Annotated in this window: 17 protein-coding genes and 1 pseudogene; 5 read left to right on the forward strand and 13 right to left on the reverse strand. The window is 63.5% G+C overall.

Annotation, left to right across the window (positions count from 1 at the left end; genetic code table 11):
* From ACTGJ9_RS30980 to ACTGJ9_RS31025, 10 genes and pseudogenes are all read right to left on the reverse strand, one after another.
* Nucleotides 1-771, reverse strand: coding sequence for a FadR/GntR family transcriptional regulator (locus ACTGJ9_RS30980; protein WP_456674144.1), 771 nt, complete (start codon nucleotides 769-771; stop codon nucleotides 1-3).
* Nucleotides 768-1748: a galactofuranose ABC transporter, permease protein YjfF gene (gene yjfF, locus ACTGJ9_RS30985; protein ID WP_456674145.1), complete on the reverse strand. Its 981-nt coding sequence runs from the start codon at nucleotides 1746-1748 to the stop codon at nucleotides 768-770. Before yjfF ends, ACTGJ9_RS30980 begins: the two co-directional genes overlap by 4 nt.
* Nucleotides 1745-2737: an ABC transporter permease gene (locus ACTGJ9_RS30990; RefSeq protein WP_456674146.1), complete on the reverse strand. Its 993-nt coding sequence runs from the start codon at nucleotides 2735-2737 to the stop codon at nucleotides 1745-1747. The genes yjfF and ACTGJ9_RS30990 overlap by 4 nt, the downstream gene beginning before the upstream one ends.
* Nucleotides 2734-4275: a sugar ABC transporter ATP-binding protein gene (locus tag ACTGJ9_RS30995; protein ID WP_456674147.1), complete on the reverse strand. Its 1542-nt coding sequence runs from the start codon at nucleotides 4273-4275 to the stop codon at nucleotides 2734-2736. Before ACTGJ9_RS30995 ends, ACTGJ9_RS30990 begins: the two co-directional genes overlap by 4 nt.
* 118 nt (nucleotides 4276-4393) lie before the next feature.
* Complete coding sequence (ytfQ, locus tag ACTGJ9_RS31000) at nucleotides 4394-5359, reverse strand: galactofuranose ABC transporter, galactofuranose-binding protein YtfQ (RefSeq protein WP_456674148.1); 966 nt, start codon at nucleotides 5357-5359, stop codon at nucleotides 4394-4396.
* 284 nt (nucleotides 5360-5643) lie between these two features.
* Nucleotides 5644-6817, reverse strand: a pseudogene (locus ACTGJ9_RS31005) (fumarylacetoacetate hydrolase family protein).
* 134 nt (nucleotides 6818-6951) lie between these two features.
* Nucleotides 6952-7929: a HEAT repeat domain-containing protein gene (locus ACTGJ9_RS31010; protein ID WP_456674149.1), complete on the reverse strand. Its 978-nt coding sequence runs from the start codon at nucleotides 7927-7929 to the stop codon at nucleotides 6952-6954.
* A 2-nt stretch (nucleotides 7930-7931) separates the two neighbouring features.
* On the reverse strand, nucleotides 7932-8165 hold the full coding sequence (locus tag ACTGJ9_RS31015; RefSeq protein WP_008141081.1) for a 4Fe-4S dicluster domain-containing protein: 234 nt from the start codon (nucleotides 8163-8165) through the stop codon (nucleotides 7932-7934).
* Between the two features lie 31 nt (nucleotides 8166-8196).
* Nucleotides 8197-9939 carry a fumarate reductase/succinate dehydrogenase flavoprotein subunit gene (locus ACTGJ9_RS31020; protein ID WP_456674150.1) on the reverse strand — a complete coding sequence of 581 codons (1743 nt, stop codon included), beginning with the start codon at nucleotides 9937-9939 and terminating at the stop codon, nucleotides 8197-8199.
* Nucleotides 9940-10039: 100 nt separating this feature from the next.
* Nucleotides 10040-10813: a ferredoxin--NADP reductase gene (locus tag ACTGJ9_RS31025; RefSeq protein ID WP_456674151.1), complete on the reverse strand. Its 774-nt coding sequence runs from the start codon at nucleotides 10811-10813 to the stop codon at nucleotides 10040-10042.
* Nucleotides 10814-11012: 199 nt separating this feature from the next.
* Between ACTGJ9_RS31025 and ACTGJ9_RS31030 the strand changes: the two genes are divergently transcribed.
* The 5 genes from ACTGJ9_RS31030 to ACTGJ9_RS31050 all read left to right on the forward strand — a co-directional run bounded on the left by ACTGJ9_RS31030 (nucleotide 11013) and on the right by ACTGJ9_RS31050 (nucleotide 15647).
* On the forward strand, nucleotides 11013-11315 hold the full coding sequence (locus tag ACTGJ9_RS31030) for a gamma-butyrobetaine hydroxylase-like domain-containing protein (RefSeq protein ID WP_456674152.1): 303 nt from the start codon (nucleotides 11013-11015) through the stop codon (nucleotides 11313-11315).
* A gap of 194 nt (nucleotides 11316-11509) precedes the next feature.
* The gene (locus tag ACTGJ9_RS31035) at nucleotides 11510-12283 is read left to right on the forward strand and encodes a Crp/Fnr family transcriptional regulator (RefSeq protein ID WP_456674153.1); all 774 of its coding nucleotides are present in this window, start codon (nucleotides 11510-11512) and stop codon (nucleotides 12281-12283) included.
* A gap of 165 nt (nucleotides 12284-12448) precedes the next feature.
* Nucleotides 12449-13870 carry an ABC transporter substrate-binding protein gene (locus ACTGJ9_RS31040; RefSeq protein ID WP_456674154.1) on the forward strand — a complete coding sequence of 474 codons (1422 nt, stop codon included), beginning with the start codon at nucleotides 12449-12451 and terminating at the stop codon, nucleotides 13868-13870.
* On the forward strand, nucleotides 13867-14778 hold the full coding sequence (locus ACTGJ9_RS31045) for an ABC transporter permease (protein ID WP_456674155.1): 912 nt from the start codon (nucleotides 13867-13869) through the stop codon (nucleotides 14776-14778). The genes ACTGJ9_RS31040 and ACTGJ9_RS31045 overlap by 4 nt, the downstream gene beginning before the upstream one ends.
* Complete coding sequence (locus ACTGJ9_RS31050) at nucleotides 14775-15647, forward strand: ABC transporter ATP-binding protein (RefSeq protein WP_456674156.1); 873 nt, start codon at nucleotides 14775-14777, stop codon at nucleotides 15645-15647. The genes ACTGJ9_RS31045 and ACTGJ9_RS31050 overlap by 4 nt, the downstream gene beginning before the upstream one ends.
* Nucleotides 15648-15772: 125 nt before the next feature.
* Here ACTGJ9_RS31050 and ACTGJ9_RS31055 read toward each other — a convergent pair whose 3' ends face one another.
* From ACTGJ9_RS31055 to ald, 3 genes are all read right to left on the reverse strand, one after another.
* Entirely contained in the window at nucleotides 15773-16831 is a 1059-nt protein-coding gene (locus tag ACTGJ9_RS31055; protein ID WP_456674157.1) for a YeiH family protein, read from the reverse strand.
* 111 nt (nucleotides 16832-16942) lie between these two features.
* Complete coding sequence (locus ACTGJ9_RS31060; protein ID WP_456674158.1) at nucleotides 16943-17161, reverse strand: hypothetical protein; 219 nt, start codon at nucleotides 17159-17161, stop codon at nucleotides 16943-16945.
* 319 nt (nucleotides 17162-17480) lie between these two features.
* Nucleotides 17481-18596 carry an alanine dehydrogenase gene (ald, locus tag ACTGJ9_RS31065; RefSeq protein ID WP_456674159.1) on the reverse strand — a complete coding sequence of 372 codons (1116 nt, stop codon included), beginning with the start codon at nucleotides 18594-18596 and terminating at the stop codon, nucleotides 17481-17483.
* Nucleotides 18597-18662 lie beyond the last annotated feature (66 nt).

Here is an 18662-nt window from a genome sequence, read left to right on the forward strand (position 1 = left end):
TTATTCTCCACTTTCCGCAGACGGCAGCGGCTGGGCGGGGGCCGCTTCGATCACAGTGCCCTCGTGGCGGCGCATGCCGTTGTGAATGACATAGACCATCGCTTCCGATGCCATTCTGGCGTCGCCGGACACGATCGCGTCGACGATCTTCTGATGCCAGAGCAGCACGGTGTCGCGGTCCTCCGGCTCGACCGGGGCACTGAGCAGGAACGAGGCGCGCAAAGCGGCCTCAATCACATGCCCGATCGAGCGCATGAACAGATTACCCGATGCCCGCGCCACCGCAACGTGCAAGGCGAGATCGGCGTCCGCAAAGCCAACCGAATCGGAAGCCTCGAGCCGCATCCGTTCCATGCTGCGGCGAAGCTCTGCGATATCCGCCTCGGACCGCTGCGCCGCCGCCAGCGCCGCGGCGCGCGGCTCGACCGCGAGGCGTATCTCGGCGAGGTCGTCGAGAAAGCGCTTGTCGATGCCGGCGTCGAGATGCCAGGCCAGCACGTCGGCATCGAACATGTTCCAGGCGGCGCGCTCTCGCACGACCGTGCCGACCCGCGCCTTGGTTGTCAAAAGCCCCTTGGCGACCAGCGTCTTCACGCTCTCGCGCAGCACCGGCCGCGACACGCCGAACATCGCAATCAGCTCGGCATCGCCCGGAAGCCGCGCCCCTTCCGCATAGCGGCCAGCAATGATGTCGACGCCGATCGAGCGAGCTACCTCCGCGTGGTTGGAATGAGCCCGCCGTGTCGGGATGACGACGATGCGCGAGGTCATGAGAGGGCTCCCGCGCGTTTCACCACCGGCCGTCGCGCCAGTGCGACCAGCCCCTGTTGCAGGGCGATGAAGGCGAACAGCAAGACGCCGGTCGCGATCTTGGTCCACCAGCTCGACAACGTCCCGTCGAAATTGATGTAGGTCTGGATCATGCCCTGGATCAGCACGCCGAGAAAAGTGCCGATCACCGAGCCCTGCCCGCCCGTGAGCAGCGTGCCACCGATGACCACGGCCGCGATGCTATCGAGCTCGACGCCGACGGCGGAGAGGGAATAGCCGGCGCTGGTGTAGAAGGAGAACACTATGCCGGCGATGCCCGCGAGCAGGCTCGACAGCATGTAGATCTTCACCGTCATCTTACCGACCGCGACGCCCATCAGGCTTGCGGTGGCCCGGCCCCCGCCGAGTGCATAGACATTGGCACCGAACCGGGTGAGACGCAGCAGCAGAACGCCGCCGATCACGATGGCGAGCATGATGATAGCGATCGCGGTCAATCGCCCGCCCCCGGGCATGCGCAGCGCGAAGTCCGACACGGTCGAATAGACCGGCGCGGTAATCGGCACCGATTCCGTCGAGAGCAGGAAGCTCGCGCCGCGCGCCAGGAACATCCCCGCGAGCGTGACGATGAAGGGCGGCAGGTCGAAGACGTGGATGACCGCGCCCATCGCGGCGCCAAAAGCCGCAGAGAGCGCGAGAATAGCGAGGAAAGCGATCAGCGGCGGCACGCCCCAGCGCTCGATCGCGAGCGCCACGAAAACGGTGGTGAAGCCGATCACCGAGCCGACCGACAGATCGATGCCGCCGGAGATGATGACGAAGGTCATGCCAGTTGCGACGATGCCAAGAAAGGCATTGTCGGTGAGGAGATTGCCGACCACGCGGCTTGAGGCGATGTTGGGAAACTGCAGCGCGCAGAGTGCGAAGCCTGCGACGAGGACGATGGCCGTGATCAGGACGGGCGGCAGGCCTTTCATGGTTTCGTCCTCCGCAGCCGCGCGGTGATGCCGGCAAAGCCGGACAGTTTTGGCGATTGCAGCAGCAGCACCGCGAGCACCACCATGGCCTTGACCAGCAGGTTGAACTCCGGCGGATAGCCTGACAACAAAATGCCGGTGTTCATGGTCTGGATGATCAGCGCGCCCAATACCGCGAGCACGAGGCTGAAGCGGCCGCCGAACAGCGAGGTGCCGCCGATCACCACCGCGAGGATGGCGTCGAGCTCGAGCCAGAGGCCGGCATTGTTGGCATCTGCGCCCATGATGTCGGCTGCGGCGATCACACCGGCGAGCGCGGCGCAGACGCCGCACCAGACATAGACCGCCAAAATCATTGCGCGGGTGCCGACGCCGGCAAGCTCACTCGCCCGCGCATTGCCGCCCGTCGCTTCGATCAGGAGTCCGAGCGCCGAACCCCGCACCACCGCGCCGGTCAGGATCAGCATCCCGAGCGCAATCGCGATCGGCACCGGCACGCCGAGAATGGCGCCGTTGCCGAGCCAGACCAGATCCGGCGAGCTGAAGGTCACGATGCGACCTTCGGTGATGAGCTGGGCGATGCCGCGGCCTGCGACCATCAGGATCAGCGTCGCCACGATCGGCTGCATGCCGAGCACGGCGACGAGAAAGCCGTTCCACAATCCGCAGACGAGCCCCGCGCCGAGCGCCGCCGCCAGCACCACCGGCAGGCCGTGACTGTCGGCGAGGCTCGCTGCGATCGCGCCGCAGATCGCCATGACTGCGCCGACGGAGAGATCGATGCCGCGCGTCGCGATCACCAGCACCATGCCGAGCGAGAGCAGCGCCACCGGCGTGCCGCGGTTGAGCACGTCGATGATGCTGCCGAACAGACGGCCGTCCTGGAGACGCAAGTCGAAGAATTGCGGCGACACCACGCGGTCGACCGCGAGGATAACGATCAGCGCAAGGATCTGGGCAAGGCCGCGGCGCGGCAATAGCGCTGTCATGCCCGGGCCTCTTGCATCGCTGCGCCATCGGCGGCAATGGCCGCGAGAATGTTGGTGACGTCGATGGCCTCGCCCGAGAGCTCCTCGACATGGGCACGATCGCGCAGCACGACCACACGGTCGGAATAGGTCACGATCTCGTCGAGCTCCGAGGAGATCACGAGCAGCGCCAGCCCGTCGTCGCAGAGCTCGCGGATCAGGCGGATGATCTCGGCATGCGCGCCGACATCGATTCCGCGCGTGGGTTCATCCAGCACGAGCAGCCGCGGCGAAGTCGCGAGCCAGCGCGCCAGCAGAACCTTTTGCTGATTGCCGCCGGAGAGCAGCCCGACGGGCCGTTCGGCATCGGGCGGGCGGATGTCGAGCATCTTGACGTAACGGCGCGCGATCTCGTCCTGCTCGCGACGCGACAGCGGCCGATGCAGCCCACGTTTGGCCTGAAGCGCCAGCACGATGTTCTCGCGCACGGTGAGTTCGGCGACGATGCCGTCGGTCTTGCGCTCCTCCGGGCAATAGCCAAAGCCGTGGCGCACGCCATCGCGCGGGGACTGCAGCCGCACGGACGTGCCCTCCACCCTCGCCTGCCCGCCATCCGCGCGCTCGGCGCCAAACACCAGCCGTGCCGTCTCGGTGCGGCCCGAGCCGAGGAGCCCAGCAAGGCCAACGACCTCGCCATGACGCAGCTCCAGATTGAACGGGACGACATAACCGGCCTTGCCGTAATTCTCGAAACTCGCGCAGACCTCACGCGGCGGACGGTCGTTCGCCGCCGCCCGCGCGCTGGTGGTCTCGGCCAATTCGCGGCCGAGCATCATCCGGATCAGTTCGAGCCGCGGCAGCGAAGCAGTCTCGCGCTCGCCGACCAGGCGACCGTTGCGCAAGACGGTGATGCGGTCGGAGATCTCGTAGACCTGATCGAGGAAATGGCTGACGAAGACGATACCGATGCCGCGCTTGGCCAACTGGCGCATGATGCCGAACAGGATCTCGACCTCATGGCGGTCGAGGCTCGCGGTCGGCTCATCCAGGATCAGCACGCGGGCGGAAAGGTCGACGGCGCGCGCGATCGCGGTGACGTGCTGTATGGCCACCGAATAATGCCCGAGTGGCGCTGCGACATCGATGTCGAGGCCGAACTCCGTGAGCAGTGCTTTGGCGCGGCGACGCATCTCGCCTTCGCGCACGATGCCGAAGCGCATCGGCTGGCGGTCGAGAAACAGATTTTGCGCCACCGAAAGGTTCGGCAGCAGGTTGACCTCCTGATAGACCGTGGCAATGCCGGCTTGCACTGCGGCCTTGGCCGAGCGCGGCGCGACCTCTTCGCCGCCCAGACGGACGACACCGGCGTCGCGCGGGAACACGCCGGTGATGACCTTGATCAGCGTGGATTTGCCGGCACCGTTTTCGCCGAGCAGCGCATGGATCTCGCCGGGGCGAAGCGTGAAGTCGACCTCCTGCAACGCGTGCACCGCGCCGAAGCTCTTGCTGATCCCGCGCGCCTCCAACAAGGAAGGAGCCGGATCAAGGCTGTTCTCCATAACGACGTCACTCCCACCGGCGCCCGCTTATGCTGCGGACGCCTAGCCTATTCGTTCGTGCGGCGGATGCGAAGGGGGGTTGCCGGACCGCAAAGCGCGATCCGGCAAGGCGTCCGCCTCAGTAACCGAGGCCCTTCTTGCTGTCGTATTCCTTCTGCGGATCGTCGGCGGCGGTGAGGAGCCTGGATTCGGTCTGGATCCACTTCGGCGGAACGGTGCCCTTCTCCTTGAACGCCGCGACGGCATCGAAGGCCGGGCCCGCCATGTTCGGTGTCAGCTCAACCGTGGCGTTGGCTTCGCCGGCCACCATCGCCTTGAAGATATCGGGCACCGCGTCGATCGAAACGGTGAGGATGTCCTTGCCCGGCTTGAGGCCGGCTTCTTTCATCGCCTGGATCGCGCCGACCATCATGTCGTCGTTGTGGGCATAGACCGCGCAGATCGTCTTGCCGCCGCCTTCGGCTTTGATGAAGCTCTCCATGACTTCCTTGCCCTTGGCGCGGGTGAAGTCACCGGTCTGGCTGCGCACCACCTTCAAATTGGCATGCTTGGCGATGGCGGTGTCAAAGCCCTTCTTGCGGTTGGCGGCCACGCTGGCGCCGACGGTGCCCTGCAATTCGACGACGTTGCAGGCCTTCTCACCGACGGTCTTGGCCAGCCATTCGCCGGCCACCGCGCCTTCATGCACGCTGTCCGAGGTGACGGCGGTAAGATAAAGATCCTTGCCGGACGGATCGATGTCGCGGTCGAGCAGCACAACCGGGATCTTGGCTTCCTTGGCTTCCTTCAGCACCGAATCCCAGCCGGTCGAGACCACGGGAGCAAGGAAGATCGCATCGACATTCTGCGCGATGAAGGAGCGGATCGCCTTGATCTGGTTCTCCTGCTTCTGCTGCGCATCGGCGATCTTGAGATTGACCTTGCGCTTGGTGGCCTCCTGCTTGGAGACCGACGTCTCGGCCGCGCGCCAGCCGGATTCGGATCCGATCTGCGAGAAGCCGATGGTGAGCTCGGCCGCATTGGCCGGCAGCGCGAGCAACAACGCGGCCGTGGCGCTGGCCGCAAAAAGGGCTTTGAAGTTCATCAGGCGTGTCTCCCAAATGTTGTCCGAGGCGCCGATTGGTAGCATGGCACCCTCAAGCCGGCCTTTGAGGGCGGCGGGAGGCACTATTTCATGGAAGTTTACGTCCGTATAGTCATATTATTTTACTATTGGGGCCTTGAGGCGCGAATGCCGATGGGCTGTGCAGACGACACGTTCTGCGGGATATTAGTCAACTAATGCAACGTCGAGGTGACGGAGTTGGGCTGGAGGTAACGGCGCGCCCTCCGGATAGCGACCGAATCGACGCGCGGAGAAGCGAAGAGCTAGATCAGCTTCCGCTGCGCCAAGTTCTTCATCAGTGCGCCGATGCCAAACGTCCAGGGCTCGCATTCGTCGCTGGTGCGCATGCGGTTGACGAGCTTGCCAAGCTGAGGTGCTGATATCGTGACGATGTCGTCGCGCTTGTGGGTGAAGCCCTCCCCCGGCGCATCGCGATCCTTGACCGGCGCGAACATCGTGCCGAGGAACAGCACAAAGCCATCGGGATATTGATGCACCTTGCCGATGGTCTGCGCGACGAGATCGGTCGGATCGCGGCTGATCATGCTGATCGAGGAATGGCCATCGAGAACGAAACCGTCTGCGCCCTTCACGTTCAGGCTGATGTTGAGCTTGCGAGCGTCGTCGAGCGTGAAGGAGGTCGTCGAACAGGCGTAGCAGCGGTCCGATCGAGCACGAGGCGTTGTTGTCCTTGGCCTTCGACAGCAGCAGCGCCGAGCGGCCCTCGAAGTCACGCAAATTCACGTCATTGCCGAGCGCGCCACCGACGATCTTGCCGCGGCTGGAGACGAACAGCACCAGCTCCGGTTCGGGGTTGTTCCAGGTCGACTTCGGATGCAGGCCGGCGTCCATGCCGGTGCCGACCGAGGACAGGGTCGGCGCCTTGGTGAAGACTTCGGCATCGGGCCCGATGCCGACCTCAAGATACTGGCTCCAGGCGTTCTGATCGATCAGCACCTGCTTCAGATGCATCGCCTGGTCCGAGCCGGGCTTGAGTCTTGAGAGATCGTCGCCGATCAGCCGTGTCACTTCTTTCCGGATCGCTTCGGCCGAGGCTGGATTGCCCTTGGCTCGCTCCTCGATCACGCGTTCCAGCATCGAGATGGCGAAGGTGACGCCGGCAGCCTTCAAGGTCTGGAGATCGACTGGCGCGAGCAGCCAGGGCTGTTTCGGATCGCGCCCATCAGGCGCCGTGTTGGCGACAATGGCCGCGAGATCTCCGATACGCTCGCCCTTGGTCGCGGCAAGCGCCTTGGCCGGATTGTCCTCCTCGCAGAGGGCGCTGACGGTAGGGAACTTCGCGCTGACGTCGAAGACGCCGTCGCTGCGCACGGCAACCACCGCCGGACCGTTCGCCTGCGGCAGCCAGACGCGACCGACCAGCGTCCCCTTTGTTCCATCCTCGGGGAGAAGGTCTTCAACGGACAGTATCGTCATGGCCGGCGTCCTCGCTGTTTTTCGGATCGGCCGCGTTCGAACGGCAGCCGATCACATTGGCGAAGACCAATAAACGTCTGGCTCCGGAAGTCCAGACCGGTAGCGATGAGCCGCTATGCCCCTGCCTCCGCCTTTTATGTGCCTGCTCGCGCTTTGCGGGCGGCGATCTGCTGCAGCGCCCAGCGTGCGTTCTTGCGGACATCGGGATCGGCATCGTCGGCGATGACCGCCAGGAACGCTTCACCGTCGGGATGGGCGATCTCACCGAGCGCGGCGGCCGCTTCCTTGCGCAAATTCGCCTGATCATGGTTGATGCAATTGCCGATCGGCCGCACCGCGCGCTCGATCTTCATCTTGCCGAGGCTGCGGATCGCCTTCAGCCTGACCTGCCAGAACCCATCAGTGAGCGCGCCGACGAGCTGGTCGGCGGCGATCAAACCGTTGACATTGAGCCCGAGCGTTTCCGCCGCCATCTCGCGGACCATCCAGTCGGCGTCCTTCAAGGCTCGCGTAATCGTCTCGGCTGCGGGCTTCATCTGCGAAAAGGCCAACGCACTCACGGCGGCGCGGCGGACATGCGCATCGGGATCGTTGATCAATGCGGTCAGCGCGGGGATTGATTCCTCCAGCTTCAGGAAGCCGATCACGCCGATCGCCTGCACGCGCACCGCGGCATCGGAATCCTGCAGCGCTTCCAGCGCCGGCTTCAGCGTGTCCTTGCAGCGCAATTCCTTCAGAGCACGGAGTGCGCCCATGCGAACGAAAGCGTGGGCATGCTTGACCAGCGGCAGAATGATTTCAGCACAAGCCGGATCCTTGAACTCCGCCATGCTGTCGGCCGCGGCCGCTGCGACGATCCGTTCCGGGTCGACCAGCAGCTTCACCAGCGCGCTCGCGGCCTCCGGCCCGTCGAATTCACCGAGTGCCATCGCGATCTGCTGGCGCACGCCGGCATCGGGATCGGTTACGATAGTGGCGAGATGACCGACCGCGGCGGGGTCGCCGGAATGACCGAGCGCAATAATGGCGACGCGGCGCTCGGCGGGATCGGCGGCCTGAAGCCGCTCGTCGGCGTCCTCGAGATCGTCATAGGATTCGAACGGGCTCGACATGACTACCTCAGGAGATAGGGAATGTTGACGGTGACGGCGCCGGTCGGGCAATCCGCCTCGCAAGGCATGCAGTACCAGCACTCGTCATAGGCCATGTAGGCCTTGCCGGTCATGTCGCTGATGCGCAGCACGTCAAGCGGGCAGACGTCGACGCATACGGTGCAGCCCTTGTCGGCAATGCATTTGGCGTCGTCGACGACCACCGGAACCGATGTCTGATAGGAAGCGAGAGGCATTTTATGTCTCCTGTTGCTATGGTGCGGTGGATCAGGCGGTGGCGCGAATGCGCTGCTTGTCGTAGAGATCTTTCTCGTCGTCGGCGATCGGGACGACGTACGGTTCGACCGCGCGCTTCTCGCTGGTCATCTTGCCGTTCTGCTTGGACAGTAACGTGTGGCAGAACCAGTTCTCGTTGTCCTTCTCCGCGAAATCCGTGCGCCAGTGATAGAGGCCCCAGCGGCTCTCTTCGCGATACAGCGAGGCATGCACCGCCATGTCGGCGCAATCCATGATCGACTGCACTTCGAGGGCGCGCAGAAGCTCGTGCGCGTTGCGTGCGATCATATGCTCCTGCATGTCCTGCCGTGTCTCGGCGAGACGGCGCATGCCGAGCTCGTATTTGCGCGTGACCTTCGGCGGCTGGAGATAGTCGTTGACGAGGCGGCGGGTCTTGTACTCGACCTGGTTGGGCGGAATGCCGTCCTCGCGCTTGGTTGGCGCCAGCACACGGTCACGCTCCTTCGCAACGTCCTGCGCATCGAACTCCGCAAAGTCGTGATTGTCTGCGAACTCCATCGCATCGATGCCGGCGACCGAACCGTTGGTGAAGGCGCCGAGCATGTAATTGTGCGGCACGCTCGCCATGTCGCCGGCAGCGTAGAGGCCGGGCACGGTGGTGCGGGCGTTGTCGTCGACGAACACGCCGGAGGCACTATGGCCGGAACAGAAGCCGATCTCCGAAATGTGCATCTCGATCGAGTCGTTGCGGTAGTCGACCCCGCGCCCCTGCTGGAACAGGCCGCGCGTCGGCCGCTCCACCTTGTGCAGCGTGGACTCGATTTCCGAGATGGTGTCGGGGTGTAGATGCTTGAGCTGGAGGAACACCGGGCCCTTGCCTGATAGCAGCTCGTTGTAGAACTCCAGCATCATCTGGCCGGACCAGTAGTCGCATTCAATGAAGCGCGAGCCCTCGTTGTTGGCCGTGAAGGCGCCGAAGGGACCGGCGACATAGGCGCAGGCCGGGCCGTTGTAGTCCTTGATCAGCGGATTGATCTGGTAGCATTCGAGGTTCGCGAGCGCGGCGCCGGCGTGATAGGCCATCGCATAGCCGTCGCCGGAATTGGCGGCGTTCTCATAGGTGCCGAACATGTAGCCCGAGGTCGGCAGACCGAGCCGGCCGGCGGCGCCCATGCAGAGGATCACAGCCTTGGCCTTGATCACCAGTATCTCGGCTGTGCGGGTGTTGACGGAGATCGCACCGGCAATGCGGCCGTCGGACGATTTGAGCAGCCGCGTCGCCATGTAACGGTTGGAGATCAGGATGCGGGCGCGGCGAAGCTGGCGATAGAGCGCCTTCTTCACGGTCTCGCCGTTCGGCATCGGCAGAACATAGGTACCGATGTGGTGCACCTTCTTGACGGCGTAGTCGCCGTTCTCATTCTTCAGGAAGCGGATGCCGAAGCTGTCGAGCTCCTCGATGATCTCAAAGCAGTTCTGGGCATATTTATAGACCGCCTTCTGATCGACGATGCCATCATTCGCGATGGTGATTTCCTTGGTGTACTGCTCTGGCGTCGCGTAGCCGGGGATGACGGCGTTGTTCAGCCCGTCCATCCCCATCGAGATCGCGCCGGAGCGCTTGACGTTGGCTTTTTCGAGCAGGACGACATTGGCCTTCGGGTTCTTCAGCTTCGCCTTCAGCGCCGCCATCGGGCCGGCCGTGCCGCCGCCGATCACGAGCACGTCGCAGGAAACCTCCGAAAGTCCGTCGACGATCTGATCTAGTGCCATCGCTTGCTCCTGGTTCGCCGATCCGGCGCCTTTGCATCAGATTTGTTCAGGCGGCTCTCCGGCGATAGCAATTAGTTGTCGCCGGACAGCGATTTGCGCCTCAGCGCTCGACAAAAGCCTTCTCGATCACGAAATGGCCGGCCCGGTTGTGATTGCCCTCGACAAAGCCGCGCGCGGCAAACATCGCGGGGAGTTCCTCCAGCATCGCCGGGCTCCCGCACAGCATGATGCGGTCGGTCTCGATATCGAGGCCTGATTGCGCGATGTCGTCGAACAGCTGATTCGAGGCGATCAAGTCGGTGATACGGCCGCGGTTTTTGAACGGCTCGCGGGTCACGGTCGGGTAGTAGACCAGCTTGTCGCGGATCAAAGGACCGAAGAATTCGTGATCGCGCAGACCGTCGACGAGGTGCTCGCCATAGGCGAGCTCCGAGATCTGGCGGCAGCCATGGGCGAGCACGATCGTCTCGTAATTCTCGTAGACGTCGGGATCCTTGATCAGGCTTGCGAACGGCGCGAGGCCGGTACCGGTCGAGAGCAGCAACAGGCGCTTGCCCGGAATGAGGTTGCCGGTGATCAGCGTGCCAGTCGCCTTGCGGCCGACCAGGATGACGTCGCCTTCCCTGATCTTCTGCAGGCGCGAGGTCAGCGGGCCGTCCTGCACCTTGATCGAGAAGAATTCGAGCGCTTCCTCGTGATTGGCGCTGGCCATGCTGTAGGCCCGCATCAACGGCTTGCCCTCGACCTCGAGACCGATCATCGCGAACTGGCCGTTCTGGAAACGGAAGCCGGGATCGCGGGTCGCAGTGAAGCTGAACAGAGAGTCGGTCCAGTGCCTGACCGACAGAACCGTTTCCTTCTGAAATGCGCTCATGCTCTCTCCTTGCCAATCGATGGCGCACAAACTTTCGGAGAGACGGGTTTCCGGCAACGCGGAATTCAAGATCCCGGTCGATTAGTTTCACAATTCGCGAGCGGTGATTGAAGAGAGGGCCCGTGGCCACGTCCGCGCCGGCAATTAGTTGCTATTCGCGCTCGCCGGCATCGACGTAAAAATGAACCGGAGATACGTCATGACCATAACCCTGGTGGCACCGACCATGACCAACTATGAAGCGAGCGCCGATCTCGCTGCGCTCCTTGTCCGCACCACGCAGGACGATGCGCTGAGCGTCCCTGCCGAAAAACTCCGCCTCTCCTGCAAATGCGCCCACTGCACCCGCGCCCGCTTCGACGGCCGCTTCCCTGAAGCGTTTCCGGGGATTGCAATCACTGAGATCGGCGATCTCGGCTATGGGCTGAACATCTCTTTTTCGGATGGGCATAACAGGGGGATTTATCCGAAGCGGTATTTATTGAATTTGGCGAGGCGTTAAGGGCTCGATCTCCCCCACACCGGTGTCATTCCCCGCGAAGGCGAGGAATCCAGTACGCCGCGGCCTCTCCGTATCCCTTTGACGTCTCTGGAATGCTGGATCGTCCGCCTTCGCGAGCGATGACGGAGAGAATGGCCCATCTGGCACGGACATTGCTCCTCTTTAGAACGATTTGAACGTTCCGGAGGCAGACGATGTTGCAGGCGGCGAATACGGTTCGCGGGGCTGTTCCCCCGACAGTCCGGCCTACGGGCAGTTCCTCGCTGCTGCTCACCGAGAACCAGCAATGGATCGGCGGGCCGCCGCCGCTGAAGGACAAGCTCAGCCAGCGCGAGCGGGAACTGGTGCTGAAACAGGGTCGCCGCAAGGTGCTCAACCGCGGCCAGACGCTGTTTAGCCAGGGCGGCAAGCATGATGGCATCTGGCTGATCGAGAGCGGTCGCATCCGCGTGTTCTATACCTCTCCGCTCGGGCGCGAGATTACGCTTGCCTACTGGCATGTCGGCAATTTCGTCGGCGGGCCCGAAGTGTTCGAGGGCACCGTGCATCAATGGTCCGGTGTCGCATCCAGCAATTGCAGTGTGGTGCACCTGCCGGGAAGGGAGCTGCGGTCGCTTGCCTTGGAGATCCCGAACCTCGCGATTGGTCTCATCGAAGGCCTCACCTTCAAGGGCAAATGCTATTCGGCGCTGGCCCAGATGCTGGGAACGCGCTCGATCACGCAGCGCCTTGCGCATCTCTTGCTGCATCTGGTCGATCTCTACGGCATCGAGGATGCCGACGGCCGGGTGATCGCCGCGGCCTTCACCCATGCCGACATCGCCCACATGGTGGGCGCCACCAGGCAATGGGTCACGATCAGCCTGAAACGCATGCAGGAAAAGGGAATCGTGGTGACGAAGCGCTCGCAGATCGTGGTGTGCCGGCCCGACGTGCTGGAGGAGATGCGCGGTCAAGGCGCCGACTAACGCCGGTGCACAGGCAAGCGGCTTTATAGTGCAGGACTGCCCAAGGAGTATGCAATCAGCTTTTCCCGGCAACTAATCGACTGCGGCGTTCATTCCGGATTTGCCCTGTCCACGCCCTCACCCAATCATGGCAACCACAGCACATCCAGCCGCATGAGGATGAGAATGGTCCGCCATCTTCCCACGCTCTCGATCGCGATGTCGGTGACGTCACTGGCGTTACTCCTCGCGCAGCCGGCTTCGGCGGAAACCGTCACCCTCGGCATCGGAACGCAGGACACCACGACCAACACGGTGACCGCGGGCGTCGTCATCCGCCAACTGCATCTCCTCGAAAAATACCTGCCGACGTCAGGCAAATACGCCAACATCAAATTCGAGCTGGAATGGCAGAATTTTACGTCCGGCCCACCCGTCACCAATGCGATGATGGCGAACAAGCTCCAGATCGGCATGATGGGCGACTATCCGCTGATAGTGAACGGCTTCACCTTCGACAGCAACCCTGAGAGCAAGAGCCGCCTGATCGGCATCGCCGCTTACAGCCTGTCCGGCTCCGGCAACGGCATCGTCGTTCACAAGGATTCGCCCTACTACGATCTCGCCGATCTCAAGGGCAAGATCGTCAGCGTGCCCTTCGGCTCCGCCGCGCATGGCATGGTCCTGAAGGCAATGCAGGACCGTGGCTACGCAGCCGATTTCTTCCAGCTCGTCAGTCAAAGCCCGGAGGTCGGCTCGACCAACCTGCAAGAAAAGAAGATCGACGCGCATGCCGACTTCGTCCCCTTTGCGGAGCTGCTGCCGTTCCGCGGCTTCGCGCGAAAGATCTTTGACGGCGTCGAGACCAATCTGCCGACGTTTCACGGCATCGTCGTCCGCACCGACTTCGCGGAGAAATACCCCGAGGTCGTCGTCGCCTACTTCAAGGCGCTGATCGCCGCCAACCAGTGGCTGCGCGACGATCCCAAGCTCGCGGCCGAAAAGATCCAGGAATGGACCGGCATCAACAAGGAAGTCGTCTACATCTTCCTCGGTCCCAGCGGCAACATGACCACCGACCCGACGGTCAAGCCGGCGCTGATCGATGCGGCCGGCGCCGACGTCAAGGTGCTGCAGAATCTCGGCCGCATGAAGGAGTTCGACCCGAAGAAGTGGGTCGACGACAGCTACATCCGCAAGGCCTATGCCGAGATGAAGCTCGACTATGACGCCCAGCTTGCGAGCACCAAGAACTACGAAATCACAGGCGAGGACAGCTTCTGCAAGAAGCCGATCTCCGATCCGCGCAAGGCCGGCGAGGTCTGGGTCGACGACGCCGGCATCCTGCCGTTCTCGTCGGCGAGCTGCACACTGGGCGCCTACGCCGACTTCAAGGTCAAAGGCAGGAAGATCAACGTCGCCTACGTCTTCGATACCACCCGCGGCATCAAGCTGTTCGCCGACCAGGCCTTCTTCGCGGTCGGCAACGGCGAAGTCGCGCCGTTCCTGCTCAAGAAGGACGCGGAAGCCTATGCCGCCAGGATCAGCGGCAAGGTGCTCGGCTTCGATGACGCAGTGAAGGCGGCAGTCAACGGAGGCAAGACGTGAGCAGTCCCGCCATCCTCAGACATCCAGAGGACAGCAGCATGTCAGCAGCCATTGCCGAGGCGGGCCCCGCGCCCGCCGTCACGCCCCCCGCAACACCGCCCTTCTTAGGTACACTGGCGCTGCGCTGGTACCGGCTGAACCAGGGCCGTCTGCGTGCCCTTGCGGTCGGCATCATCTCGCTGCTTGCATTCCTGCTGGTCTGGCATCTGCTAACGACCTATCGCGTCGTGTTCTTCGTGCGCTTCACCAACGTGCCCTCGCCGCTCGCGGTCTATGCGAGCTTCACCAAGGCGATCCACGATCCCAAATTCCTGCTGCACATAGCGCTGAGCTGCCGGCGCATCTTCATCGGCTTTTCGCTGGCGGCCATCGTCGGCGTGCCGCTCGGCCTGGTCATGGGCCGCTTCAAGCTGGTGCATGAGATCATCTTTCCGGTTTCGGAGGTGCTGCGGCCAATCCCGGCGATCGCCTGGGTGCCGATGGCGATCATGCTGTGGCCGACCAACGAGCAGAGCATCATCTTCATCACCTTCCTCGGCTCGTTCTTCCCGATCCTGGTCAACATGCTGCACGGGATGTCCTTGGTCGATCCCGTGCTGGTGCGCGCGGCGCAATGTCTCGGCGCGCGCGAGCGCTCGATCTTCCGCGAGGTGTATTTTCCCGCATCACTGCCGCACATCTTCACCGGCCTCACCGTCGGCATGGGCGTCGCCTGGGTATCGCTGATCGCGGCCGAAATGATCTCGGGCCAGTACGGCATCGGCTATTTCACATGGGAGGCCTATTCGCTGGTCCAGTATCCCGATATCGCGCTCGGCATGATCGCGATCGGCGTGCTCGGGCTGGGATCGAGCCTGCTCATCAGAGGCGCGGGACACCTGGTCATGCCGTGGAGGTCAACGAGATGAGCGAGATTCTCGTGAGCGAACCAAAAGGCCATATCGAGGTCAGAAACTTCTCCCTCAGCTATGACAGCATCGAGGCGCCGGTTCAGGCCGTCACGGACACGCAGATCCATGTGAATCCGGGCGAGTTCGTCTCGATCGTCGGCCCCTCCGGCTGCGGAAAGTCGACGCTGCTCAATGCGGTCGCTGGCTTCCTTAAGCCCACCACCGGCATCGTCACCGTCGATGGCGAGCGCGTGAATGGCCCCAGTGCCGAGCGCGGCATGGTGTTTCAACAATATTCGCTGTTTCCCTGGAAGACGGTGCGGGAGAATGTCGAGTTCGGCCTGAAGATGCGCGGCATGCCGCGTTCGCAGCGCGAACGCGCCGCGCGCACCCTGCTCGGGCTGGCGGGCCTCGAAGCCTTCGAGAAGCATTATCCGGAAAAGCTCTCGGGCGGCATGAAGCAGCGCGTCGGCATCGTGCGCGCACTCGCGACCGGCCCAAAGGTGTTGCTGCTGGACGAACCCTTCGGCGCCCTCGACGCGCAGACCCGGGTCATCATGCAGCAGATCCTCACCAACATGTGGCAACGGCTGAAAATCTCGGTGCTGTTCGTCACCCACGATATCGACGAGGCCATCTTTCTCTCCGACCGCGTCTACTGCATGACCGCACGTCCGGGCTCAATCAAAGCCGAGATCCCAATTCCCCTGGAGCGGCCGCGGCAGCAATCGATGATGATGTCGTCGGAGTTTTTGGCGCTGCGCCGCGGGCTGATGTCGCTGATCCGCGAGGAAAGCCTGAAAGCCATGGGCGGCGAGATCAACGACATGGGCATGCAGGGGCTCAGCATCGAGCTGAACGGCCATTCGCTGGCGGATGTGATCTAGCAATCCAAGGCGCGTGATCTCGTAGGGTGGGCAAAGCGAAGCGTGCCCACCATCTGGCACATGCCGACCGGGTGGTGGGCACGGCACTATCGCGCCTTTGCCCACCCGACGGCAGCCTCCGTCCCTCACTTGAACCAATGCACCAGCGCGATGCTGATCGCCAGCAGTAGCATCAGCGACAGTGTCACCGCAGCCGTCACCCTGCCGCCGACGTTGGCGAGCACCTTCACGTCAACGCCGAGACCAAGAGCGGCCATCGACACGACCGTGAGGAAGCCGGTGATGCGCGTGATCGGAGCCACCACCGTACCCGGCACGATCTCCAGGGAACGCAGGGTCGCCAGCACGAGAAAGCCGAGGATGAACCACGGGACCAGACGGAAGAAGCCGACATTGGTCTTCTTGGCACCGGTCTGCCAGCGCGAGGCGACCAGTGAGAGGCCGACAACCACCGGCCCCAGCATCAACACGCGCATCAGCTTGACCAGCGTGCCGATCTGCGTCGAGACGAGGCCGGCCGGCACCGTCGCCGCGAGCACCTGCGGCACCGCATAGACGGTCAGGCCCGCAAGGATGCCGTATTGCGTGGCGGTGAGTTGCAACAGCGGGATCAGCAGCGGCAGGCCCAGCACCATCATCACGCCGAGGATGGCGGTGAAGGAGATCGAGGATGCGATCTCGTCGCTGTTGGCGCCGATGATCGGCGCCACTGCCGCGATCGCAGAATTGCCGCAGATGGAATTGCCGCAGGCAATCAGGATCGAGAGCCGCGTCGAGAGGCCAAGCAAACGGCTGAGACCGAAAGAGACGGAGAGCGCGATCACGACGACAGCGGCGATCGACGCCAGCAACGCGATGCCGGAGGCCGCGATGGCGGCAAAGCTGATGGAAGCACCGAGCAGCATGACGGCGACTTCGAGCAGCTGCTTGGCGCTGAAGGCGATGCCGGCCTGCCAGCGCGGGGCCGGCTTCCAGAAGCTGCGTAGCGCCATGCCGAGCAGGATCGCCATCACAAGCGCCTCGACATAGGGGTGCTCGAAGACGCCGAGTTCGGCCCGCTCAAGAGAGGCCGAAACACCGGCCACAACGATGCACAGGAGAATGCCGGGAATCAGCGCGAGGATGCGGCTTGCGGCAGTGGTCGGCTTGGAATCTGCCGGGCAGGATGCTTGATTCTGCGACACAAATCTCTCCCAGAGGAGAAGGACTTATACGCAGCGCGCCTTGATTGGGAAATAAGTTTTCGACATATCAGGCCCGAGGGAAGTTCTATCCTCAACCCGGAATAACCGGTCTTAGAAGATCAGGCTTTTGGCGATCGAAGCCACGTGCCTGAAGCTGTCATAGACGCCGGGCTCGAAGAAGGCCGCGCGCGCGAGCACGATTGCCGCGACCAGCGACCAGAACAGGCCCGTGCCCGCCCGCAGCAGGAGCTTTGAGGCGCGCGACTTCGGCTGGGTGTCCGTCGCGGACACCAGCTGCTCGCCGAAGGGCTCAAATCCGATCCGTTCCATAATGGGCCAATCCATCAATCTCTGATCGAAATGTCGTCGTTTCGGCCCCAAACAGCAATGGAAGCGATTGGCGTTTTTACCCCCGGCGGGGAAACTCCTTCCGCGGGGCGAGCCTAAGGCAATGGTTTTCATCTTTTGGCGGGTTGGAGCGCCCATGGCGTCCGCCCGGACGTGCTCGACGCCTGCCACGAGCACTTACCACCGCAACTCGAGCGGCCGCGTGTTTTCGGCGATGGCACAGCGTTTTGGTGGACTGCTCGCGCATGACGCACGATCCGGATCTCGGGCCGCACAGGTCGAAAGCATGGGTCTGGCAACTCTACGCCGCCAGCCCGCTTCCCACCGGCGCAAAATCCATCCCGAGACTTTCCGCCACCGCCTTGTTGGTGATCCGGCCGCGATGGACATTGAGCCCGTTGCGCAGATGCTGGTTCTCCAGCACGGCAGCAAAGCCCTTGTTGGCGAGCACCAGACCGAACGGCAGCGTCGCATTGTTCAGCGCCTGGCTCGACGTCACCGGCACCGCGCCCGGCATGTTCGCAACGCAATAATGCACGACGCCGTCGACCTCGTAGGTCGGCTCGGCATGCGTCGTCGCGTGCGAGGTCTCGAAGCAGCCGCCCTGGTCGATCGCGACGTCGACCAGCACGGCACCCGGCCGCATCGATTTGAGCATCGCACGCGTCACGAGCTTTGGCGCGCTCGCGCCCGGCACCAGCACCGCACCGATCACGACGTCGGCGGCAAACACCTCCTCCTCGACGGCCTCGAGGGTCGAAAAGCGGGTGCGTACGCGTCCGGCGAAGATGGCGTCGAGCTCGCGCAAGCGCGGGATCGAGCGGTCAATCACGGTGACTTCAGCACCGAGGCCTGCGGCCATGCGCGCGGCCTGCGTTCCCACCACGCCGCCGCCGAGCACGACGACCCGCGCCGGCTGCACGCCAGGCACGCCGCCGAGCAGCAGCCCGCGACCGCCGGCCGATCGCCTGAGCGCGGCGCCGGCGGCCTCGATGGCGAGGCGGCCGGCGACTTCGCTCATCGGCGCGAGCAGGGGGAGGTGACCGGCCGCGTCGGTGACGGTTTCGTAGGCGATTGCGGTGCAGCCGGAGGCGAGCAATCCCTTGGCCTGTTCGGGATCAGGCGCGAGATGGAGATAAGTAAACAGGATCTGGCCTTCGCGGAGTTGGGCCCATTCGCTTTTCTGCGGCTCCTTCACCTTCACGATCATGTCTGATTTGGCGAAGATGTCGCGCGCACCGGCAGCAATGGAGGCCCCCGCCCGCTGATAGACCTCGTCGGACGCGCCGATGCCGCTGCCGGCTCCGGTCTCGACCGTGACCTGATGCCCAGCCGCGACGTATTCACGGACAGCGCCCGGTGTGAGCCCGACGCGAAATTCCTGCACCTTGATCTCCTTGGGCACACCAACACGCATCCTGGGCTCCTTTTGATTCACCCGATGATCGTAGCGACGCAGGCAGTTTGGTTTCATGCAAATATC

The sequence above is a fragment of the Bradyrhizobium sp. RDM12 genome, from assembly GCF_051917485.1.
Taxonomy (GTDB): Bacteria; Pseudomonadota; Alphaproteobacteria; order Rhizobiales; family Xanthobacteraceae; genus Bradyrhizobium.